General features: G+C 35.3%; 23 protein-coding genes. 18 read left to right on the top strand and 5 right to left on the bottom strand.

What is annotated here, in order from left to right; all coding sequences use genetic code 11:
* Positions 1 to 11 precede the first annotated feature (11 nt).
* The 13 genes from BST91_RS10710 (at position 12) to tsaB (ending at position 11,617) form a co-directional block, all read left to right on the top strand.
* Positions 12 to 1,016 (top strand): cytochrome c oxidase subunit 3, encoded by a 1,005-nt coding sequence (locus BST91_RS10710; RefSeq protein WP_085775372.1) that lies wholly within the window; start codon positions 12 to 14, stop codon positions 1,014 to 1,016.
* Positions 1,017 to 1,037: 21 nt separating this feature from the next.
* Positions 1,038 to 1,421, top strand: a complete 384-nt coding sequence (locus BST91_RS10705) for a cytochrome C oxidase subunit IV family protein (RefSeq protein WP_042277024.1) — start codon at positions 1,038 to 1,040, stop codon at positions 1,419 to 1,421.
* A 58-nt stretch (positions 1,422 to 1,479) separates the two neighbouring features.
* Positions 1,480 to 2,181 (top strand): hypothetical protein, encoded by a 702-nt coding sequence (locus BST91_RS10700; RefSeq protein ID WP_060523592.1) that lies wholly within the window; start codon positions 1,480 to 1,482, stop codon positions 2,179 to 2,181.
* Positions 2,174 to 2,875 (top strand): SCO family protein, encoded by a 702-nt coding sequence (locus BST91_RS10695; protein WP_085775371.1) that lies wholly within the window; start codon positions 2,174 to 2,176, stop codon positions 2,873 to 2,875. Before BST91_RS10700 ends, BST91_RS10695 begins: the two co-directional genes overlap by 8 nt.
* Before the next feature lie 2 nt (positions 2,876 to 2,877).
* Complete coding sequence (locus BST91_RS10690) at positions 2,878 to 3,399, top strand: DUF420 domain-containing protein (protein ID WP_085775370.1); 522 nt, start codon at positions 2,878 to 2,880, stop codon at positions 3,397 to 3,399.
* Between the two features lie 9 nt (positions 3,400 to 3,408).
* Positions 3,409 to 3,621 carry a hypothetical protein gene (locus BST91_RS10685; RefSeq protein ID WP_042277035.1) on the top strand — a complete coding sequence of 71 codons (213 nt, stop codon included), beginning with the start codon at positions 3,409 to 3,411 and terminating at the stop codon, positions 3,619 to 3,621.
* A 96-nt stretch (positions 3,622 to 3,717) separates the two neighbouring features.
* Positions 3,718 to 4,419, top strand: coding sequence for an ABC transporter ATP-binding protein (locus BST91_RS10680; protein WP_042277036.1), 702 nt, complete (start codon positions 3,718 to 3,720; stop codon positions 4,417 to 4,419).
* The gene (locus BST91_RS10675; protein ID WP_042277038.1) at positions 4,412 to 5,659 is read left to right on the top strand and encodes an ABC transporter permease; all 1,248 of its coding nucleotides are present in this window, start codon (positions 4,412 to 4,414) and stop codon (positions 5,657 to 5,659) included. The genes BST91_RS10680 and BST91_RS10675 overlap by 8 nt, the downstream gene beginning before the upstream one ends.
* Position 5,660: 1 nt before the next feature.
* Positions 5,661 to 6,920 (top strand): ABC transporter permease, encoded by a 1,260-nt coding sequence (locus BST91_RS10670; RefSeq protein WP_060523595.1) that lies wholly within the window; start codon positions 5,661 to 5,663, stop codon positions 6,918 to 6,920.
* A gap of 12 nt (positions 6,921 to 6,932) precedes the next feature.
* Positions 6,933 to 8,114, top strand: coding sequence for an efflux RND transporter periplasmic adaptor subunit (locus BST91_RS10665; RefSeq protein WP_042277042.1), 1,182 nt, complete (start codon positions 6,933 to 6,935; stop codon positions 8,112 to 8,114).
* Between the two features lie 48 nt (positions 8,115 to 8,162).
* Complete coding sequence (locus tag BST91_RS10660; RefSeq protein WP_042277044.1) at positions 8,163 to 9,626, top strand: TolC family protein; 1,464 nt, start codon at positions 8,163 to 8,165, stop codon at positions 9,624 to 9,626.
* Positions 9,627 to 9,631: 5 nt separating this feature from the next.
* Positions 9,632 to 10,918: an efflux RND transporter periplasmic adaptor subunit gene (locus tag BST91_RS10655; RefSeq protein WP_042277046.1), complete on the top strand. Its 1,287-nt coding sequence runs from the start codon at positions 9,632 to 9,634 to the stop codon at positions 10,916 to 10,918.
* A gap of 9 nt (positions 10,919 to 10,927) precedes the next feature.
* Positions 10,928 to 11,617, top strand: coding sequence for a tRNA (adenosine(37)-N6)-threonylcarbamoyltransferase complex dimerization subunit type 1 TsaB (gene tsaB, locus BST91_RS10650; RefSeq protein ID WP_085775369.1), 690 nt, complete (start codon positions 10,928 to 10,930; stop codon positions 11,615 to 11,617).
* Here tsaB and BST91_RS10645 read toward each other — a convergent pair.
* The gene (locus BST91_RS10645; RefSeq protein ID WP_042277049.1) at positions 11,614 to 11,814 is read right to left on the bottom strand and encodes a dodecin family protein; all 201 of its coding nucleotides are present in this window, start codon (positions 11,812 to 11,814) and stop codon (positions 11,614 to 11,616) included. The genes tsaB and BST91_RS10645 overlap by 4 nt on opposite strands.
* Before the next feature lie 38 nt (positions 11,815 to 11,852).
* On the bottom strand, positions 11,853 to 12,758 hold the full coding sequence (locus tag BST91_RS10640; protein WP_042277051.1) for a NifU family protein: 906 nt from the start codon (positions 12,756 to 12,758) through the stop codon (positions 11,853 to 11,855).
* A 241-nt stretch (positions 12,759 to 12,999) separates the two neighbouring features.
* Here BST91_RS10640 and BST91_RS10635 point away from each other — a divergent pair, with 241 nt between their 5' ends.
* Positions 13,000 to 14,001, top strand: a complete 1,002-nt coding sequence (locus tag BST91_RS10635) for a PorP/SprF family type IX secretion system membrane protein (RefSeq protein WP_042277053.1) — start codon at positions 13,000 to 13,002, stop codon at positions 13,999 to 14,001.
* Between the two features lie 58 nt (positions 14,002 to 14,059).
* The gene (locus BST91_RS10630; protein ID WP_085775368.1) at positions 14,060 to 14,599 is read left to right on the top strand and encodes an RNA methyltransferase; all 540 of its coding nucleotides are present in this window, start codon (positions 14,060 to 14,062) and stop codon (positions 14,597 to 14,599) included.
* Here the strand turns inward: BST91_RS10630 and folK are convergent.
* Entirely contained in the window at positions 14,589 to 15,686 is a 1,098-nt protein-coding gene (gene folK, locus BST91_RS10625) for a 2-amino-4-hydroxy-6-hydroxymethyldihydropteridine diphosphokinase (RefSeq protein WP_317043081.1), read from the bottom strand. The genes BST91_RS10630 and folK overlap by 11 nt on opposite strands.
* 93 nt (positions 15,687 to 15,779) lie before the next feature.
* Here folK and BST91_RS10620 point away from each other — a divergent pair, with 93 nt between their 5' ends.
* Positions 15,780 to 16,478 carry a queuosine precursor transporter gene (locus BST91_RS10620; RefSeq protein ID WP_085775366.1) on the top strand — a complete coding sequence of 233 codons (699 nt, stop codon included), beginning with the start codon at positions 15,780 to 15,782 and terminating at the stop codon, positions 16,476 to 16,478.
* A complete protein-coding gene (locus BST91_RS10615) occupies positions 16,478 to 19,210 on the top strand; it encodes an AsmA-like C-terminal region-containing protein (protein ID WP_085775365.1) in 2,733 nt (910 codons plus the stop codon). Before BST91_RS10620 ends, BST91_RS10615 begins: the two co-directional genes overlap by 1 nt.
* Before the next feature lie 58 nt (positions 19,211 to 19,268).
* Here BST91_RS10615 and BST91_RS10610 read toward each other — a convergent pair whose 3' ends face one another.
* Both BST91_RS10610 and BST91_RS10605 read right to left on the bottom strand, forming a co-directional pair.
* Positions 19,269 to 20,159, bottom strand: a complete 891-nt coding sequence (locus BST91_RS10610; RefSeq protein ID WP_042277065.1) for a DUF3078 domain-containing protein — start codon at positions 20,157 to 20,159, stop codon at positions 19,269 to 19,271.
* A gap of 58 nt (positions 20,160 to 20,217) precedes the next feature.
* Positions 20,218 to 20,910: an SCO family protein gene (locus BST91_RS10605; protein WP_085775364.1), complete on the bottom strand. Its 693-nt coding sequence runs from the start codon at positions 20,908 to 20,910 to the stop codon at positions 20,218 to 20,220.
* 210 nt (positions 20,911 to 21,120) lie between these two features.
* Between BST91_RS10605 and rseP the strand changes: the two genes are divergently transcribed.
* Positions 21,121 to 22,497: an RIP metalloprotease RseP gene (rseP, locus tag BST91_RS10600; RefSeq protein ID WP_085775363.1), complete on the top strand. Its 1,377-nt coding sequence runs from the start codon at positions 21,121 to 21,123 to the stop codon at positions 22,495 to 22,497.
* Positions 22,498 to 22,541: the final 44 nt, after the last annotated feature.

Genomic DNA, 22,541 nt, shown 5'->3' with positions numbered 1-22,541 from the left:
AATAACTAACTATGGAAACAGCAGTAGCTACTACTGGAACTGAAGGACAAAAATGGGGCGGCGGTGATGCAAAACCGTTAAACGCTAGCTATGGTAAGATGATGATGTGGTTTTTCATCTTGTCCGATGCATTAACCTTCTCAGGATTTCTTGCCGCATACGGTTTTTCAAGATTTAAATTTATTGAAGAATGGCCTATCGCCGATGAAGTGTTTAACCACTTCCCATTTTTACATGGTGTTGACGCACCTATGTTTTATGTGGCGTTGATGACCTTTATCCTTATTGGTTCTTCTGTTACAATGGTGCTAGCCGTTGATGCTGGTCACCACATGGACAAAAAGAAGGTTTCCCTTTACATGTTGCTTACTATAATTGGAGGTTTCATTTTCGTTGGTTCGCAAGCTTGGGAATGGGCAAACTTCATCAATGGTGAGTATGGAGCTGTTCAAACAAACGGTGGTAAAATTTTACAGTTTGTTAAGGTTGATGATCATAAAAAACGTGTAGGTCTTGATGAATTTGTTACTGTTGGACCTAGAGATGCAGAGTTTTTAGGTAATAGTGAAGGAATATGGTATGAGTCATCTGGATATCAAGGAACTTATACTATTGAAGAAGTGAAAAATGCTTTTAAAGCTAATCCAGATATTACCATAAGAACACAACAACTTATTGAAAACCCAGAAACTGGTGCTTCAGAGAAGTTAGTCCTTTCTAGAGAAGAAGCGTTAATTAAACTAGAAAAGGATGGTAAGGCTGTAGTTGAAGGTGCAAACCTTACGGTAAACGAGTACGGAGCTCCTCTATTTGCAGACTTCTTTTTCTTTATCACTGGATTCCACGGTTTTCACGTATTTAGTGGTGTGATGATCAATCTAGTGATTTTCTTCAATGTTCTTTTAGGAACATATGAAAGAAGAAAAAGCTATGAAATGGTTGAAAAAGTTGGTCTTTACTGGCACTTTGTAGACCTTGTTTGGGTTTTCGTATTTACATTCTTCTACTTAGTTTAATAATAGATAAAGATTTTTAAAATGGCAGAACACGCACATAAATTAGAGATATTTAGAGGTTTAGTTAAGTTTAAATCAAACACTCAAAAGATTTGGGGTGTACTTATCTTCTTATCTATCGTAACTATTATTGAAGTTGCTCTAGGTTATATAAAGCCAGATATTTTAAACGGTAAATTCCTTGCCCTTAAATGGCTTAACTGGATATTTATCATACTTACTCTTGTAAAAGCTTATTATATTACTTGGGATTTCATGCACATGCGTGACGAGGTAAGTGGTTTGAGAAGAGCAGTAGTTTGGACAGGAGTTTTCTTAATAATCTACTTAATAGCTATACTTCTTGTAGAAGGTGATTACATATATGAGGTTTATAAGAATGCAGCCGTAAGTTTTGACTTCTAATGCTTACTAATAACAAACAAACTAGGACGGTATTTACCGTCCTTTTTTATACCTGATTATGGAAAAGTTACCACCGGCAAAAGGAATTAATCAAACAAATAAGGCAAAAAGTAATTTTGTACTCATAGTACTCTTTGCATTGCCTCTAATTGCATATTTGTTTTTTTTGAATGGAGAGCACAAGTTTAAAACTTTGCCAGTGGTTAAAGAATCTATCGGATCTATTGAAAATTTCAAAAGATTGGAGGATAATGCCACATTACAATTAAAAGATAGTCTTACTATAATTACATTTCTCGGTAAAAATCCTTATCAACGTATTGGTTATATTTCAAACATCAATGAAAAGGTGTACCGCAAATTTCATGAATTTGAAAATTTTCAAATGATAAGTATCATTGATACCAGTGGAACAGGTGATATGAAAGATGTTTACTATCAATTAAAAACGAATACCGATTTAACCGATTGGCATTTTTTAACTGGTAATGACCAAAGCATCCAAGATTTTTTTAATTCTTTAGGAACAGATTTGGAATTAAACTCTGATCTATCTTCTGACTACGCTTTTATGGTTGATAAAAAGGCACGCTTGCGCGGTAGGCCTGGTAATGATGAAGAGGATGAAGTTATTGGTTATGATACGAGTTCACTTGCAGCCATAAATAAAACAATGGTTGATGATATTCGTGTATTTATGGCCGAATATCGAATGGCTTTTAAGAAGAATCGCTCAGAAAAGATAAAGAAGGATGAGTAAGAAAAAGGACACGCCATATTACATTGGCTTGGCAATTATAATTGTCATTTTCGGCTATTTTGCGGTTAAGAATGTCGTGCATTATATCAATAAAGATAAAGTCGTAGATAGTAATCGTACAGAAGATCGCGCTCCCGTGGCCGATAAATTTCTGTATAGGCATGGAAAGATTCCTGACTTTAAATTTGTCAATCAACGCGGTGATACGATAACTAATGAAACCTTATTGGGTCAGGTATATATCGTTGATTTTTTCTTTACAAGTTGTGGCCTTATTTGTCCACCGATGAGTAAGAATATGGCAACCGTTCATGATGAATTAAAGGAATACAAAAATTTCAAAGCAATTTCTATAACCATTGACCCAATTACAGATACTCCAAAAGTGATGAAGGAGTATGCAGCAAGGTATACCGATGATACGCGTAACTGGTGGTTCTTACATGGAGAGATTGACGATGTTTTTGAACTAGCCGAAAAAGGTTTTAGTTCATACATCAAAAAAAGTGATGATCCAGCAATTCGATTTGAACACAGTGGTAACTTTGCTTTGGTAGATAAGGAAGGTTTCTTAAGATCTCGCAAGGATGAATACGGTAATTGGATTATGGTATATCGCGGTGTTGAGGAATTTGATGCGCCGCCACAAATAGATGAAATAGTTGAGGATGCAGTTACACTTTTAAACGATTAATTATGTTAGAAAAAAGAGGTCCAGCTATTATTATAGCCATTTCAATATTAGTTCCATTGGTAGTGGTAGTTCTTATGTTCTTACCAGAGCGTTTTAACTTTTTAGGAGTTGAAGCAGGTATGTTTCCTTTACTTCATGCATGTATAAACGGTATGACTGCTTTATTGCTAGTAACGGGTTTATTATTAATAAAAAATGGTGATCGACAAAAGCACCGCAAGGTTATGACCATCGCTTTTGTATTGAGCGCCATTTTTCTTGTGAGCTATGTAATATCAAAAATTAGCAACGATCCAACTCCATATCCCGAGGATGCTCCCTTTAGAGCAATTTATTTATTCATTTTGATATCGCACATAGTTTTATCTGGTATTATACTGCCGTTAGTACTATACACTATGTATTTTGCTTGGAATAAAAAATACGAGAAACACCGTCGTATAGCAAGATGGACGTTCCCTATTTGGTTATACGTTGCAATAACAGGTGTTTTGGTGTATGTTTTCATGGCTCCTTACTACTAATCGACTAGAATGAAAAGGTTTTTAGTATTACTCACTGTTTTTCTTTATTCCGCTTTCGCGAAAGCGCAATGTGCAATGTGCCGTGCCGTAATTGAAAGTTCTGGCAACAAAGCAGAGGCAGAAGGTTTAAACGATGGAATTACCTACCTAATGGCATTTCCATACATTTTAATTGGCGGTATTATATACATGATCTATCGCAGCACTACCAAAAAAACTTGATTTAACGTTTTTTTAGGTTCTGTCACTGTAACATCTGCGGAAATTTGAGGTCTAGTTAATATGTTTCTTTAAAGAAACAGAGTAACAACCATTATAATGATTGAAATTAAAGGCCTACACAAAAGTTACCGTACAGGTAACAATTCTCTTCATGTACTTAAGGGTATAGACTTCAGTGTTAAAGAAGGAGAACTGGTTTCAATCATGGGTTCCTCAGGTTCTGGTAAAAGTACATTGCTTAACATTCTAGGAATGTTAGACGAGGCAGATGAAGGTAGCTACGTTCTTGATGGTGTTCCTATTAAAAATCTCAATGAAAAAATTGCAGCCCAGTATCGAAATAAGTTTTTGGGGTTCATTTTTCAGTCTTTTAACCTGATCAATTACAAAACAGCAATTGATAACGTAGCCTTGCCACTTTATTACCAAGGAGTAAATAGAAAAGAACGTGAAGAAAAAGCGCTTCATTATCTAGATAAAGTAGGTCTGGCAAATTGGGCAACACACCTACCTAATCAGCTTTCTGGAGGTCAAAAGCAGCGTGTCGCAATCGCTAGAGCGCTAGCCAGTGATCCAAAGGTGCTACTTGCCGATGAGCCAACAGGAGCTCTAGATACCAAGACTTCATACGAAGTGATGGATCTTATTCAAGGAATTAATGATGAAGGTCGTACCATTCTTATTGTAACACACGAACCCGATATTGCCGAAATGACAAAGCGTGTGGTGAATTTAAAAGATGGTTTAATCATTGACGATCGTAAAGTAGAACAAGTAAAAGCTATCCAACATGTTTAATGTAGAAAGATGGCAGGAAATATTTGAAGCAATAAGCAAAAATAAATTACGTACTATTTTAACCAGTATGTCGGTCGCATCAGGAATCTTCATATTGGTAATTCTTCTTGGATTTTCCTCTGGAATACAAAATGGAGTTCGCAAACAATTTGAACAAGACGCTACTAATCGTATTCAGGTTTCCACAAGGGTAACTTCAAAAGGATATAAAGGATTAAATCCTGGAAGGCGATTACAATTGCGCAATGGTGATTACAATAACCTCACTGAGAAGTATGAAGATTATATTGAGTATAAAACGCCTTTATACTCAAATTGGGGCGGACAAATAAACTATAAGCAGCAGCAAGGTAATTACCGTATTGAAGGAGCCGAGGCAGACCAACAATACATAGAAAATCAAACATTAGTTTCAGGTCGATTCATCAGTCAGCAAGATGTTGATGAAAACCGAAAGGTAGCTGTTATCGGTTATCAAATTAAAGAAGATCTATTTAAGCAGGAAGATCCTATTGGTAAAACAATCCTCCTTAATAATAACATTAACTATAAAGTAATAGGAGTTTATACGGATCCTGGAGGAACTCGTGAAGAATCTAGAGCATTTATTCCTATATCTAGTGCACAACAAGTATTTAACGCAGGAGATAATGTAAATCGAATTGCAATAACAGTTGAGCCTGCTGCAACTTTTGATGAAACTGTGGAACGCAGTGCAATGCTAGCTCAAGCAATAGACAATGATTTAAGAACCAAATTTATTGTAGCTCCAGACGATCGCATAGCAGTTCGAGTTGACGACACATTAGAAGAAGCAAAGAAAATATTTGGATTAATCGATACAATAAGATTTGTTTTCTGGTTTATCGGGATAGGTACAATAATAGCAGGTGTAGTAGGTGTAGGAAATATTATGATCATTATCGTGCGTGAACGTACCAAGGAAATAGGAATACGTAAAGCTTTAGGAGCTCTGCCTTCAGAAATTATATTTATGGTGCTCCAAGAGGCTATTTTTATAACATTAATTGCAGGACTATTAGGTTTGTTTGCAGGTGTAGGATTACTACAAATTTTTGCTCCATATGTAGAAATGGATTTCATACACAATCCAACGGTAGACTTTACTACTGTTATGACTACGGTTTTCATTCTTGTTGTGGCAGGAGCACTAGCCGGCTTTATACCTGCTAGAAGAGCAGCTAATATTAAACCAATTGAGGCATTAAGAGACGAATAGTATGTTTAATAGAGATCGTTGGAACGAAATATTAGAAGCGCTTAACGCAAATAGATTTAGGACCTTTCTAACCGCATTTGGGGTTTTTTGGGGAATAACAATACTGGTGTTGTTATTAGCTTTAACTAACGGTTTGCGTACAGGTGTAGCCGTTGATTTTGCAAATCAAGCTACAAACACCATGTTTATGTGGGGTCAAAGTACTTCAATGGCCTACAAAGGAATGAATAAAGGTCGTCGTGTTCAGTTTAAAACAGATGATATCGACGCTTTAAAAAATAACATTCCTGGATTAAAGTATGTTTCACCTAGATTACAACTAGGTGGTTATCGTGGAGCAAATAATGTTACTCGTAAAGAAAAAACAGGAGCCTTTCAGGTAAATGGAGATTACCCAGAATTTATTAATCAACAATACATGGATATTATCAAGGGTCGCTGGATCAGTTACTCAGATATTGATAATAAAATGAAAAGTGCGGTAATCGGTGTAGATGTAGAAAAAACTTTGTTTGACTTGGGAGAAGAACCTATCGGCTCATACATAAAAATTAATGGTGTTAATTTTAAAGTGATAGGAGTGTTTAATAATCCAAACACAAAAGGAGATAGTGAGGAACAGGCAAATACCATTTTTATTCCTTTTACATCCTTTGCCAAGGCTTTCAACACAGCAGACAACGTTGGGTGGTTTACATTGACGGCTCATGATGATATCAGTATTACCGAATTAAAGCCGGATATACTTGCATTAATGAGGTCCCAGCACAAAGTGCATCCAGATGATATGCGAGCTGTAGGTAATTTTGATTTAGCAGAAAGGTTTGCACAATTCTCAGGCCTTTTTAATATTCTAAAAATTGTTGGTTATTTCGTAGGAATACTTGTCCTTTTCTCAGGAGGAATCGGTATCAGTAATATCATGCTCATTGTAGTAAAAGAACGAACTAATGAAATAGGAGTACGCCGTGCATTGGGAGCTACTCCATGGATGATTAAAAAACAAATTCTTCAAGAATCACTTGTCCTTACTTTAATTTCTGGATTAGCAGGTATTGCATTTTCTGCATTAGTTATGTGGTTAATGAATTATGCACTGGATATGAATGGACCGGTAGATAATTTTAAAAATCCAACAGTAAACATAACAGTAATAATTATCGCTTTGATATTTCTTACTGTTGCAGGACTTTTTGCAGGACTAATTCCTGCTAGTCGTGCAACCACTATGAAACCAGTAGACGCTTTAAGAACAGAATAAACACTAACCTAGATGAAAAGAACAGGGACTATAATTGTTTTATTAGTAATCGTAATTTCCTCATTAATTGGAATTTATTGGATATGGCAAAAGGATCAAGAAGATCCGATTGAGTATGCTGCAGAACAACCAGAAACAAAAACGATCGTTAAAGAAACTGTCGCAACAGGTAGCATTGTACCTAAAGAAGAAGTTAATATTAAGCCTAATATTTCAGGTGTTATTGATAAAATTCATGTTGAAGCAGGTGAGTTTGTTAAAGCAGGTGATCTTATTGCAGAAATCAAAGTGGTTCCTAACGTGAGCTCACTTACAAATGCAAAGAACAGTATTGATCAAGCTCGTAACGCGGTACAAACCGCAAAACTTGCACTAGATAATCAGGAATCGATTTATAAAAGGCAAAAACAGCTTTTTGATAAAGGAGTTGTAGCCGCAAATGACTTTGATCTAGCACAAAACGCATACAACAATGCGTTACAACGTTATAAACAAGAACAAGTCAATTTAAGAGGAGCACAACAAAATTATGACATCCTGCGCACAGGAACGACCTCGGGATCTTTAGGTAAATACGCACAAACAGCAATACGATCTACAGTTGATGGAATGGTACTTGACGTTCCAGTTAAAGAAGGAAACCAAGTGATTGAGGCAAATAATTTTAACGAGGGAACTAGCATTGCGGTTATTGCAGATATTAATAAGATGATATTTGAAGGTAAGGTAGACGAAAGTGAAGTAGGTAAAATCAAGGAAGGATTACCGCTTAAGATTACAGTAGGTGCCTATGATAACCAAAAATACGATGCAGTACTTGACTATATAGCTCCTAAAGGTGTAGAAGAAAATGGTGCTATTCAATTTGCGATTAAAGGAACTCTTAAAGCTCCAGAGGAAAACAAAACAAATTCATTTATACGAGCAGGACTCAGTGCAAACGCAAGTATTATCCTCGATCAACGTACCGATGTACTTGCAATCAAGGAAGCCCTTGTACAATACGATAACGAGACAAAAAAACCTTTTGTTGAAATCCAAACAGGAGATCAACAATTCCAGCGCAAGGAAGTTGAATTAGGACTTAGTGATGGGATTTTTGTTGAAATTAAATCAGGTATCAGCAAGGACGACGCAATAAAAGTTTGGAATCCATTAAAAGCTCCACAAGGCCGTGGAGGATATAATGGATAAAATTCTTGTAACAAATCATCTTCGAGATCTACATATAGATATCCAATTATGAAAAAAGTACTCTTAATTATTATGTGTTTCGCTTTCGCGAAAGCGATTCAAGCACAATCAACAACATCCACCGATAAGAAATGGACTTTACAAGAGTGTGTACAATACGCACTGGATAACAACATTTCAATCAAACAAAGTGAATTAGATTTAAAAGCAGCAGATGCAGATAAATTGAGTGCACTAGGTAATCTTTTACCGTCGTTAAATGCAGGTGCAGGAGTTTCAGAAAATACCGGATTAAGTTTTAACCCAGTTACCAATAACGCACAAACAACAACATTCCTTTCTGCAACTGGAAGAGTTAATGTAGGTTATAACGTATTTGATGGGTTTAGAAACTTTAGACAATTACAAAGAGCAAAAATTTCAAAAATTGCTAGCGAATATCGTCTAGATAAAATGAAAGATGACATAGCGCTTGCAGTTGCAAATAATTATCTTCAAATACTTACAAATAAAGCAAATTTGAAAACCTTCAAAGCTCAAAACGAGATTACAAAGGATCAAATTAAGCAAACTCAAGAATTGGTAGATGCTGGTCAACTACCACGAGGTGATTTATTAGAAATCAAAGCTCAAGATGCTACAGAGCAACAACAAATTATTAACGCGCAAAATGCTGTAATTATAAGTAGAGTAAGTCTTGCTCAATTGCTATTAATTGAGGACTATGAGAACTTTGATATTGCCGATGAGGATTTTGAGGTAATTGATGAAGAGGTTTCTGAAAAACCAGTTACAGAAATCATCAGTTCTGCTGAAGAAAATCGTTCAGAGGTTAGAATCGCAGAACAGAATTTAGAATTAGCCAAAAAAGATTTACAAATAGCCAAAGGAGCTTACTTGCCTACAGTAAGTGCGTTTTTTAGCTATGATACTAGATATACTAACAATGCCTCGTTTGACCAACGTATAGCCGACCCTAATAATCCTACCGAAACACAAATCATAGGAACTGTTGAAGGTACAGGACAAAATGTGGTAACTGAGGTACCAGTATTAGAAACCGTACTAGTAGGAGCAGAGCCTTTTATAGATCAATTGTATCAAAACGATGGTATAGCTTATGGTTTCCAACTTAATGTTCCAATTTTCAATGGTTTTAGTGTTCGTAGTAATGTAGAGCGCAGTCAAATTAATATTGAACGTTCTAAATACCAACTAGAACAAGCAAAATTGGATCTAGAAAGTAGTGTGTACCAAGCTTACGTTGATGTACAAGGATCACGTCAGGCTTTTGACGCTGCCAAAACCGCATTGGAATCTCAAGAGTTAGCTTATGAGTATGCTAAAGAAAGATATGATGTGGGACTTACAAATGCATTTGATTTTGGTCAAAGTAAGTTGAGATACGACAATGCTATCATTACATTAAATCAAGCTAAATATGACTATATCTTTAGACTTAAGGTGCTTGAATTGTTTTTTGGGATAGAACCTCTAGAATTAAAATTATAAGATAAATGAAAAAAACTTTAATCATCATAGGTATTATTATCGTTGTAGCGGTTTTAGGTTTAATCGGTCTTAAATCGACTGGAGCCATAGGCGGCGGTGATAAAGGTTTACTGGTAGAGACCAAGGAAGTGACAAAAATGAATGTCACAGAAACTGTAAGTGCTACTGGAAAAATCAGACCAGAGGTTGAAGTTAGTATCTCTCCAGAAGTTCCTGGTGAAATCATTGAATTACCTATTAAAGAAGGTCAGGCTGTTAAAAAAGGCGACTTACTTGTGCGCATTAATCCGGATTTATTAGAATCAAGTGTTAGTCGTACAAGAGCTGGTGTGGCAAATGCAAGAGCTGGTTATGAACAAGCAAAAGCAACCCTTGCCGAGGCAACTGCAAATTATAATAGAAGTAAGCAACTTTTTAATAAAGGAGTAATTTCTCAGGCAGATTTTGATACCAGTACTGCTGCCTATGAAAGAGCCAAAGCGTCAGAACGTAGTGCGTTTTATAATGTTCAAAGTGCAGGTGCTACTCTTAATGAAGCATCTGATAACTTACAGCGTACTAGTATTTATGCTCCTATGTCTGGTACAATTTCACTTCTTGCAGTTGAATTAGGTGAACGTGTAGTTGGTACACAACAAATGGCCGGAACAGAATTATTAAGAGTAGCCGACTTGTCCTCCATGGAGGTAGAAGTAGATGTAAATGAAAATGATATCGTTAAGATTGAAGTAGGAGATAAAGCAATTGTCGAGGTTGATGCTTATTTAAAGAAGGAATTTGAAGGTGTTGTTACTGAAATTGCAAATACGGCAAGCGGTCAATTAACTGCAGATCAAGTAACAAATTTTAAAGTTAAGGTTAGAATTTTGCCAGAAAGTTACACTGACTTGTTAGAAGGTAAAAGTGAAAATTACAGTCCGTTCAAACCAGGTATGACGGCAACAGTAGATATTATTACTAGAGAAAGTAAAGATATTGTTGCAGTGCCAATAAGTTCTATAGTAGTTAAAACTGATACTACAGAAAAAAAGAAAAGGTCAGAAATTTCTTTGGATGCCAAAAAGTTTGAGTGTGTCTATGTATTAAATGGTAACAAAGCGAAGCTTAGAGTTGTAGAGACAGGAATCCAAGACAACAGTAATATCGTTGTAACAGATGGTCTGGATATTGGAGAAACAATCATTACTGGTCCTTATCGAGCAGTTACTGATAAATTAAAAACGGGAAAACTAGTTCGTGTTAAAAAGGATCGCTCAAATGATACTTCAGAATCGGAATCTGAAGAAGATTAAATTTCAGCTATGCCATTGATTCTTTGTATTGAAACAAGTAGTACTAATTGTTCAGTTGCTATAGCTAGCGACAGCGCTACTACTAGTAATACATATGGTGCTGCTATGGTGCTGGATATTCTTGAGGACAATAGTGATTCATACAATCATGGTGAAAAGCTTCACGTTTTCATAGATGAAATCACTACTAGGAATGGATATGTAATGGGTGATTATGATGCTATTGCTGTAAGCTCTGGACCAGGATCATACACTGGGTTGAGAATTGGAGTGAGTGCAGCTAAAGGTTTGAGTTTTGCTCTAGACGTACCTTTAATTGCTATTGATACACTTAAAGCATTATCTACAATTAATAAAATCGATTCTGAATTTACAGCTGCTTTTCTTGATGCACGTCGCATGGAAGTATATGCTTCAATATTTGACCGATCAGGTAAACGAGTACTTGAATCACAACCAGTAGTTATTGAAGATGATTCTTTTATTCGCTTTCGCGAAAGCGGAACAATATCCTACATAGGGACTGGTATAGAAAAAACAAGAGAACTTCTAAATATTGAACAACAATATATAACCGAAATGAATCCGACAGCAGCAGCACTGTGTGCTCTCGCCATTGATGGGTATAAAAAAAGCGACGCCGTTGATGTCGCTTATTTTGAGCCAAATTATCTCAAAGAATTTAAGATAGGTGGTTAAATTACTTCAAATGTAATTTTTACATTAACTCTATACTCGGTTACTTTTCCATCTTTAACTTGAGCACTTTGCTCGTTGATATAAACCGATCTAATGTTGTTGACGCTTTTTGCAGCTTGTTCCACTGCATTATTAGTTGCGTCTTCCCAGCTCTTATCGCTGTTTGCTAATACTTCTATAACTTTTAAAATTGCCATAACTTTATTGAATTGATTTCTATAAAGTTATAATAAAATTATCCATTAAGAGCAACTACACGATCAATTTTACCAGGAATCATCTCTTTTAGCATAGTTTCAATTCCATTTTTTAAGGTAATAGTAGACGATGGACAACCGCTACAAGCACCTTGTAGAATAACGCTTACCTCTTTGGTATTTTCATTGTAATTTTCAAAAGCGATATTACCACCATCACCAGCAACAGCAGGTTTAATATACTCGTCTAGTATCTCTACAATTTTTTGGGAGATGTCATCTAAATTTTCAAAAACTTTTTGATTTTCTTCGGGCTCCTTACTTTTCTCAATGGCTTTTGATTCATGATTGCTAGTACCTATTTCTAGACCATTTTCCATGGATTCTTTTATCATGGAACGCAACTCATTACTTACTTCATTCCAATCTATAATATCGTGTTTAAGAATGGAGATGTAATTTTCAGAAACATATAATTCCTTTACAAAGGAAAACTCGAATAATTTTCTAGCTAGGCTTCCGGTTTGAGTATCGCCTATTGATTTAAATTCAATAGGTTTTACTACAAGCTTTTTATTTGCCACAAATTTCATGGCATTAGGATTAGGTGTTGATTCCGCGTAAACCGTTACTGGAATCTTCTTTGTTTTTGATTCCTCTGTTAGTAAAGGTTTATCGCTATTGAGGTAGGTTTCAATTTGAGTAGCAACCTCTTGCTGTACATCATTCCATTGTACTATGTCATATCGTTCAATGGCTATGAAATTTTGTGCTATATATACTGTTTTTACAAAAGGTAAGTAAAACAATTGTTGTGCAAGTGGCGATGGTTTTGCCTCGTCTATATTTTTAAATTCGTAGCTGTTGTTTTTTACTAAAAACTGACTGCTTTCAAACTTTACAATAGCCTCATTTGCAGTAGGTACGATTTCAATTTTATGCATTGTGAAATTTTTGAACAAAGATAGTTGGTTTCTTAGTTTAAAGCAGTTCAAACAATCAGAACATTTTATAGAAGAGTATAGGAATTTGATACTCGATGAAATACTCGAACTAGCTGTCGAATAAAACCTATCTCTAGAGAATTTATTATATATTTACGCCTGTTTGAAAAAAACCAACAAATTTTGTTTTAAAACAAATCTAATTTTCAAACGTTTAGGAAAATAGACTATTATCTACCGCATGAAAAAGATACTTTTAACACTAGCAGTTGTTCTAGGAATACAATGTGTGACAGCTCAAGAAGGTGTACCTGTTTACTTAGATTATTTAACCGATAATTATTATTTATTACACCCATCAATGGCTGGTGCAGCGGCTTGTGGAAAGGTACGTGGTACCGTTAGACAGCAATGGTTTGATCAATCAGACGCACCTAACTTACAAACCCTTTCATTTAACACTGGAGTAGGAGAAAACAGTGGTGTAGGAGCGATTTTATTTAATGACCGTAATGGTTACCATTCACAAACTGGAGCTTACTTATCTTATGCATACCACTTACAAGTAGGTGGTGGATATGAAGATTTGAATAGATTATCTTTTGGTATAAACGCTGGTATGGTTCAAAGTCGTCTAGATGAATCTGAATTTGATTTAACTGATTTTGATCCTATTATAACTGGTGTTTTGCGTAGTGACAGTTATTGGAATATCGATATAGGAGCTTCCTATTTTTTCAAAGAATTTTACGCTCACTTCACAGTAAAAAATGCTCTTTTCCAAAATCGTGATCTTTTTAGTCGTGAATTTGAAAGTACAAATCAAAGACGTTACATAGCTACATTGGGTTATTTATTTGCACCTAGAAATAGTAAGTGGCAATGGGAACCATCTGTATTATATCAAAGAACTGATAGAACAGCTGAGCAGTTCATGGATTTCAATGCAAAGGCATATTATGATTTAAATGATACTAGTGTCTTATATCTAGGTTTATCTTACCGTCAAAGTTTTGATGGTGCAGAATATTTAGACGGCAATAGTGTACAAGAACAAAACTTGAGTTTACTTTCTCCAATATTAGGGGCGAAAATAGATAACTTCACTATTGCTTATACCTACAGCTACCAATTTGGAGATATACGATTTGATAGTGGTGGTTTTCACCAAATTACATTAGGAATTGATTTCTTATGTCGTAAAGACAGATGGAGTTGTAACTGTCCTGCTGTAAACCTATAAACCAACTTTATTTTATTATTAAGGCAGCTGCAAAGCTGCCTTTTTTAATTAAATCAAGATGAGAAAATTACTTAATGAAGAGCTAGATAGGTTAGATGTTGATGCCTATAAAAACAGCGACAAAACACCCATTACGATTGTTTTAGATAACATACGTAGTCTAAATAATATAGGAAGCGTTTTTAGAACAGCCGATTGTTATCGTATCGAGAAAATAATATTATGTGGTATAACAGCCCAACCACCGCATAGAGATATTAGAAAGACCGCTCTAGGCGCAACAGAATCTATTGAATGGGAATATGTAGAGGATACCTTAAAAGCCCTAGAAAATCTTAAAAATAATCAATACCACTTGTGTGCTATAGAACAAGCCGAAAACAGTACTAGCTTGTATCATTTTAAACCTGAGAAAGGACAAAAACTAGCCGTTGTATTTGGGAACGAGGTTAAAGGAGTACAGCAGCAAGTTGTAGACTATTGCGATACGATTATTGAGTTACAGCAATTCGGGACAAAACACAGTTTAAACATTTCAGTTTGTGCAGGTATTGTGATTTATGACCTTTTCAATAAAGTAAGTTCACTTAGGAGTTGATTTGATCCAGTATTGTGATGTAATCCTCATGGTTATTGACAAAATCAAGTTCAGTAACATCAATAACTTTGATTTTTAAACTGTCTTGAGTTTTGATAAAATCGGCATATCCTTTCTGGATCTCCATTAGATAATCAGTTTGAATATCTTGTTCATATTCACGACCTCTTTTCTTAATGTTATCCAGTAAACGCTCCTCAGTTTGGTACAAATAGATGTACAATTCTGGTTTGACGAGCTCCTTATACATCATGTAAAACAGTCGTTTGTATAAAGTGTATTCCTCTTCTGATAAAGTTATTTTACTAAAGATAAGTGACTTTACCACGTAGTAATCGGCCACTGTGAATTCTTTAAAAAGATCCTGCTGACCTATTTCATCATGTAGTTGCTGATAACGATCGGCTAGGAATGACATTTCTAGTGAAAAAGCATAACGTTCTTGCTCTTTATAAAACAAGGGCAAAAAAGGATTATCTGCAAATCGTTCAAGAACTTCCTTTCCCGTAAAATCTTCACCTATTTTATGTGTTAAACTTGTTTTTCCTGACCCAATATTTCCTTCAATGGCAATGAAATTATGACGTTGAATGGGATATCGCTTTCGCGAAAGCGTAATTTCAAAATCATCCACAGGTTCTAGTGGCTCCATTTTAGATGCAATATTACCTATCTGAATGGTTTCATTTTCTATTTCCCATTCCTTGCAGAAATCCAATAAGGGTAATACAGCAAAATTTCGTTCTTGCCAATGTTTATGAGGAATCTCAAGCCTTTCTGACTGGAATTGGATGTTATCATAAAAGATAATATCCAGATCGATAGGGCGACTCTCATAATGATCCGTGACCTTAACCGCTCGACCCATTTCACTTTCAATATTTTTAAGCTTATCAAGTACATCTTGCGGTGTGTAAATAGTATGAATTAGAAGCACCGTGTTATAAAAGTCAGGTCCATCAAATCCAATACTTTGGCTTGCATACACTTTTCCAGCCTTAATGATTAAACCAATTTTGGTTTCAATAAGTCGTGTAGCGCGTTCTATTTGGTTTTTTTTATTACCTAGGTTTGTGCCTAACGCTATGATTACCTTATGATTGCCTATTTTTGAGATGCCTATAATTTTATCGCCAAATTAAGGAATATTTACTCGACCATAAACTACTTTTACACCTATATGAAAACACTTACTGGTAGGGATTTACGTCGAGCAAATCGTATCTATCTGGTTCTAGCAGCTTTATTTATTTGTTCCCTAGTCGTTTCAAATTTAATTTTTCAGAAGTTTTTTTATTGGAATCCATTTGGATGGTTCAATTTTGAGCTATCTGTTGGGTTACTGCCGTATCCTGTTACTTTTTTGGTTACCGATTTAGTAAGTGAAATTTATGGTAAACGCAAGGCAAATGAATTGGTACTAGCAGGAATTTTTGCGAGTATTTTTAGTCTTATTATCATCTTCATTGCCGATGCTGCACCTGCCGTAAAAGACAGCCCTATTCAAGATGTTGTCTTTACAAAAGTTTTTGGAGCTACTACTATTGCAGTTATTGCTAGTATGACGGCTTATTTGTGTGCTCAATTTGTAGATATTCAATTATATCATTTTTGGAAACGTCTTACTAAAGGGCGCATGTTATGGCTGCGTAACAATTTAAGTACGGTTTTTTCACAATTTGTTGACACACTGGCAGTTTTATTATTGCTATGTTCAACAGAGATAATTTCCTGGGACAATTTTATACCCTTTTTAATCTCAGGAGTATTATTTAAAATGTTAGTAGCCTTATTTGACACACCGTTGTTGTATTTAGGCGTAGGCATTTTTAAGCGTATGTTCAAACTTAAAATGGGAGAAGAAATTAAAGTCGATTGATGAAAAAAATATTGAAAATAGTCGGAGTATTTGTGCTCGCGGTTGTGGTGTTGTTAATAGCAGCTCCATTTCTACTGAAGGATCAAATTGCACAAGTGATCAAGGATAAACTCAACAACAGCCTTAATGCTCAGGTGGACTTTGCCGAGGTTGATTTAAGCTTATTCAGTGCATTTCCAGATGCCTCACTTAACTTAAAAAAACTTCAGGTAATCAATAAAGAACCTTTTGTAGGCGATACATTGTTTTACAGTGACGCTATTAAATTGTCGTTACCCGTTATGGATTTATTCAATGAAGTCGGTGAGCCTATTGAAGTACATGAATTAACAATTGACGATGCTATAGCTAGATTGAAGGTTAATGCAACAGGTGCCGCAAACTGGGATATTGCTGTTAGGGATTCCGCTTTCGCGAAAGCGGAAACGACACAAACACCTCAAGAAAACACAGGATTTGTATTTGACCTTAACCATTATGAAATTAATAATTCTAGTTTTTCTTATATCGATGAGGAGAGTAAGAATGTGTTACTCCTGAATGAATTAAATCATGAAGGTACGGGTGATTTTAGTTTAAATGAATCTACCTTACAAACCATCACAAACGCCAAAGTTACTTACGAATTGGACGGTATAAAGTACATAAATGATCAAGATGTCTCACTAGTAGCCGATGTGCTCATGAACCTAGACGATCAACGTTATACTTTTAAAGAAAATGAAGCAAAGGTGAATGACTTACCACTGGAATTAGACGGTTTTGTTGATTTAGAAGAAAATAGCACGCTCGTTGATCTTACATTTAAAACCCCAAGTTCTGATTTTAAAAACTTTTTTGCTCTTATTCCACAAGAGTACCGCAGCAATTTAGAAGGCATAACAACAACAGGAGACTTTATTGTCAACGGGACTATAAACGGTGAGGTTACCGACGAATTAATCCCTAAAATGGATATAAAAGTATCGTCGCAAAATGCATCATTCAAATATCCAGATTTACCACAAACAGTTCGTAATATTAATTTTAACGCAGCCTTACTTAATACTACTGGTAAGGTTGAGGATACTTATCTAAGTGTGCCTAGCGCAACTTTTAATCTTGCTGGTGAAACAGTAAGTGCCAAAGCACTGGTTACAAGACTTACGGAAAATATGAAAGTAGACCTAGAGGCTCGTGGTATTATTGACCTTCTAAAATTAAAACAAGCCATACCTTTTCCTGATAACACCTCATTCAATGGAATTTTAGATTTGGACATTGCAACGGTGTTTGATATGGAAAGTGTAGAGAATGAACGCTATGCGAATATCCAAACCAAAGGACTGGCAAAACTTAGAGATTTCACCTATCAAGGTGATGCGTTTAACCAATCCTTTGACGTAAGCACTGCTGTAATTAATATGAATAATAGCCGTGTGAAATTAGAGAGTTTTAATGCTAGAACAGGTAATACCGATCTTAACGCATCGGGAACAATTAATAATTTAATCGGGTTTTTATTTGAAGATCAAAAGCTTAAAGGAAACTTCAAAGTATCGTCTGATCAATTTGATACTTCTGATTTCATGAGTACTACAACTGGTTCCAAAGAAGAAACTATTACAACAGAAAATAAAAGTGTCGCTACTACCAATAATGAGGCAATCAAAATACCGGATTTTCTAGACGCTCAGTTGGATTTTAATGCTAATCGCGTGATTTATGATAATATCACGTTGAATGATGTGTCTGGAATCGCTATGGTAAGAGATGAAACTTTGTTTTTAAACGACCTAAAGACAAAAGTTTTTAATGGTACCATAGGTCTAGATGGAACCGTTTCTACAAAAGGTACTACTCCTAAATTTAAGATGGCCTTAAATATGAATGAACTCGATATCGCACAATCGTTTCAGGGATTTGAAATGTTTCAAAAATTGGTACCGTTAATTAATGCATTTAAGGGGAAACTAAACACCGATCTTGAAATACAAGGAGATTTGTCTAATGATCTTACTCCTGTTTTGACTACAATAGCTGGTGATGCATTTGCACAACTTTTAACCGATGACGTTGATACTAGTCAAAATAAATTACTTAATCTACTGGATAATAAATTAGGTTTTATTGATGTAAACGATTTAAACCTAAGAGATATAACTACTAAACTTAAACTAAATAACGGCGCGGTAGAAATAGCACCTTTTGATTTTAATATTAAAGATATTAAAGTAGTTGCTAGTGGTAAGCACAGCTTGTCCAATTCAATGGATTATACCTTGAACTTAGAGGTTCCTGCAAAATATTTTGGTAAAGAAGGAGCTAGTTTATTATCAAAGTTAGAAAGTAAAGAAATAGATAAAATCACCGTACCTGTTCCAGTAAAATTAGGTGGAAGTATAAGCTCGCCTTCAGTAGATTTAAATCTTGATTTAGCGGTCAAAAATTTAACAAACCAAATTATTGAGATTCAAAAGCAAAAGTTGAAGGATAAAGGCGAGGAAGCTGCCAATAACGCAATCAATGACATCTTACAAGGCAATAATCCATTGGATAACATTAAAGATGTTATCAAAGGAGATAAAGGTCAAGTTAAAGACAGCACACAGACTACAAGTCCTGTTTCTACAACTACCGACTCTTTAAAGCAAAATACTAAGGACAAGGTTAAAGAGACTGCAGGTAATTTAATTAAAGATCTATTTGGTCGCAACAAGAAAAAGCCAGTTGATACCACCAAGGCTAAATAAAAAAACCTCCTTTTAGAAAGATGTTCTAAAAGGAGGTTTTTAATAGTTGTTGTTATTATTATAGCTTGTAGTTTAATCCTAAACCAAATACTTCACGTACTTGAAAAGCTCCTACTGCATTATCATCGTAGATCGCTTGGAAAATTAAGTTTGCACTTAACCACTCGTTAACCTTCATGTTAACGTTTGCACTGTAATTGATATCAATATTACCAGGATTTTCTAGGTAATTAGAATATAGGGCAAGAACGTTAGACATAGTTATGTTTTCTGCTATAGTAAAGTTATAGATACCATTAAGAGAAGCGCCAAACTCAAATCTAGAGGAATCGCCAGCATCTACACCAAAATAATCACCATCTACATAACCAGGAACACTTGTAAAAGCATCGTCAACAAAAATAAATCTAGCTGTAGCAGGAGCGATGTTTACTTGTAAGTCATCGCTTTTTCTGTATAAGATACCAGGGCCAAATGATAAATAACCTGGCGATAGAAATTTAGTAAATTCAGTACGAGTTTCATTTCCATCAATGTCCTCACCAAATCGGTATCCAGTTGTCCATTGAGATAAAAAGTTTAAAAAAGCAGAATAAGACCAGTTGCTTTCCTCTTTAATTTTATAACCGTAAACAGAGTTTAATTCAATACGGTCGTTTGTTTTTCTTGTAAATTCCTGATTATCCAGTTTTGTTATACCGTATTCTGCAATAATTTTATTATCCCAAGTTGTGCGTCCTTTCAAATAATTAAGGTCATAATTTACACCTAGGTTTAAAGAAATGTTTGAGGTACCACCACCAGTCCATTCTGCATTAAAGGCACTCTGGTTGAATAAAGCTTGGAAGTTACCACCTTTAGACCATCCTTCTTTAGGTGCGTCGTCATCTTGTGCGATTGCTGTAAATGAGGTTCCTAGAACCGCAAGTAAAAGTAAAATTTTCTTCATTAAACTTAATTTTTATGCGGCAAAGGTACATTTATCTGCTAGTGAGAGAAAAAAATACTTAGTCTACTTCATTTTTTCGTTCATATTCGTTTAAAAGTATATGAATGTCTTCGATCAGCAGTTTTACATCCTCAATACTTGTTCCGTCATAAGAGCGACCTCGCAATCTACCTTGTTTGTCAATAAGTAAAAAGTTCTCTGTGTGCACCATGGCATATTCATCACCATATTTAGGTTGTTTAACTGCCATATAGGATTTTCTTGCTAGGTCATAAATCTGTTTGCGATCTCCTGTAACTAAATTCCATTTTTCATCAATCACTCCTTTTTTGAGAGCATATTCTTTTAATACAGGAATGCTATCTCGTTCTGGTGTTACAGAATGGGATAAGATCATCACATCTTTATTGTTTTTAAATTCATCTTGTACCAGCTTCATGTTTTTGGTCATCACTGGACAAATGGTAGGGCAAGTGGTAAAAAAGAAGTCTGCTACATAGATTTTTCCTTTGTAATCCTTATCTGTAATAGTATCACCGTTTTGATTAACTAGCTCAAAAGGTGCGATAGTATGATATTTTTTAACGAAAAGCTTGCTGTCATCCACCAGTGTTGGGTCAAAATCGTTGGGTTGTAGTACCGGTAGAGTTTTTACTGGAGTGAGAGCATATTGAAAAGCAGCAAGAATTAGTGAGCACAACACAAATAAAAAGACAATGCGCCATTTGTTTTTAACGAGAAAATCTTTCATAATAGTTGTTTTTGCAAAGTTACTTACCAATCCTCACATTTAGTCCATAGGAATACTAATACATTACTATTTAAGTGCTATTTGTGGTTGATAATTACGCTTTCGCGAAAGCGTGCTAAATCGCAATTCTAAAATCATCCTAATTATCACATTGTATGACAGCTACTGTGGTTGATATGTCCTATTTTTGCGCCTTAACAAATTCAAAATATGCATCCGATTTTAGTTACTGTAATCAATTTTTTGATGAGTTTATCTATTCTCATCGTTTTACATGAATTAGGGCACTTTATACCAGCAAGATTATTCAAAACTCGTGTCGAAAAGTTTTACCTTTTTTTTGATATAAAATTTTCATTATTCAAGAAAAAAATAGGAGAAACAGTTTATGGGATAGGCTGGTTGCCATTAGGTGGTTATGTGAAAATCGCTGGTATGATTGATGAGAGCATGGATAAAGAACAAATGGCAAAACCGCCACAACCATGGGAATTTAGATCAAAACCAGCCTGGCAACGATTAATAATAATGCTAGGTGGTGTGATTGTAAATGTGATCGTTGGGTTTGTGATTTATATATGCTTGATGTACGCTAATGGTAAAATATTAGAACCTGCGTCTGGTGCTACTTATGGTTTTGGTTATCCTAAGGTCTTAGAAGAAGTTGGATTTCAACAAGGTGATTTACCTATACTAGTAGACAATCAAGAATTAGAAAGAGCTCCTAGCTTGTATCACAATATTATGTTCAGGGATGTTGAAACCGTTACAGTTTTGCGTGATGGTAAGGAACAGGTGATTTCAATTCCAGAGGATACGGGAAGCAAGATGTTTCAAGCTGGTGTAAGACCCATCTTACTACCTAGAAGAACTTTTGTAGTAGATACCGTTGCTGATAATACTGCTGCTGCAAAAATGGGGATGAAATCAGGTGCTGTGATAAAAAGCATAGCAGGTTATCCGATTAATTACGATTCAGATTATGAATATGCGCTTTTGAATAAAACAAAGGTGAATGAAGAGTTCGAGGTGGTTTGGGAGATTGATGGTGAAACCAAATCGGGTACAACTAGTTTTGGTACAGTAACCGAAACTAATTTTTGGGGCGTAGAGTCTGAGGTGCCAGCACCTAAAGTTCTTGGAATTCGTAAAGGATTTCCAGATACTGATATTTTTGATTCAAGAGTTCAGGAACTTTCATTTGGCGAGGCAGTTAGTGAAGGAATAAGCAAAGGCTGGTGGACAATGAGAGATTATGTTTCTCAATTCAAATACATATTCACTAGTAAAGGAGCAAGTCAACTGGGTGGATTTGGTACAATTGCAAAGATGTATCCAGACACCTTTAATTGGACTCAATTTTGGGGAACAACGGCATTGATATCATTTATACTAGCAATCATGAATATACTTCCTATTCCTGCATTAGATGGTGGTCACGTTGCCTTTTTACTTTATGAAATTGTAACAGGAAGAAAGCCTGGAGATAAATTCCTAGAACGCGCTCAAATTATCGGGATATTGTTACTGCTAGGTTTGTTATTATATGCTAATGGTAACGATGTGGTGCGTGCGATAACGGGATAATACCTAGACTTAAAAGGGTAGTAATTTTTTTGTGATGCAATCAT

The sequence above is a fragment of the Nonlabens tegetincola genome (assembly GCF_002117085.1).
GTDB classification, from domain to species: Bacteria; Bacteroidota; Bacteroidia; order Flavobacteriales; family Flavobacteriaceae; genus Nonlabens; species Nonlabens tegetincola.
This window is presented reverse-complemented; position numbering and strand designations above follow the sequence as displayed.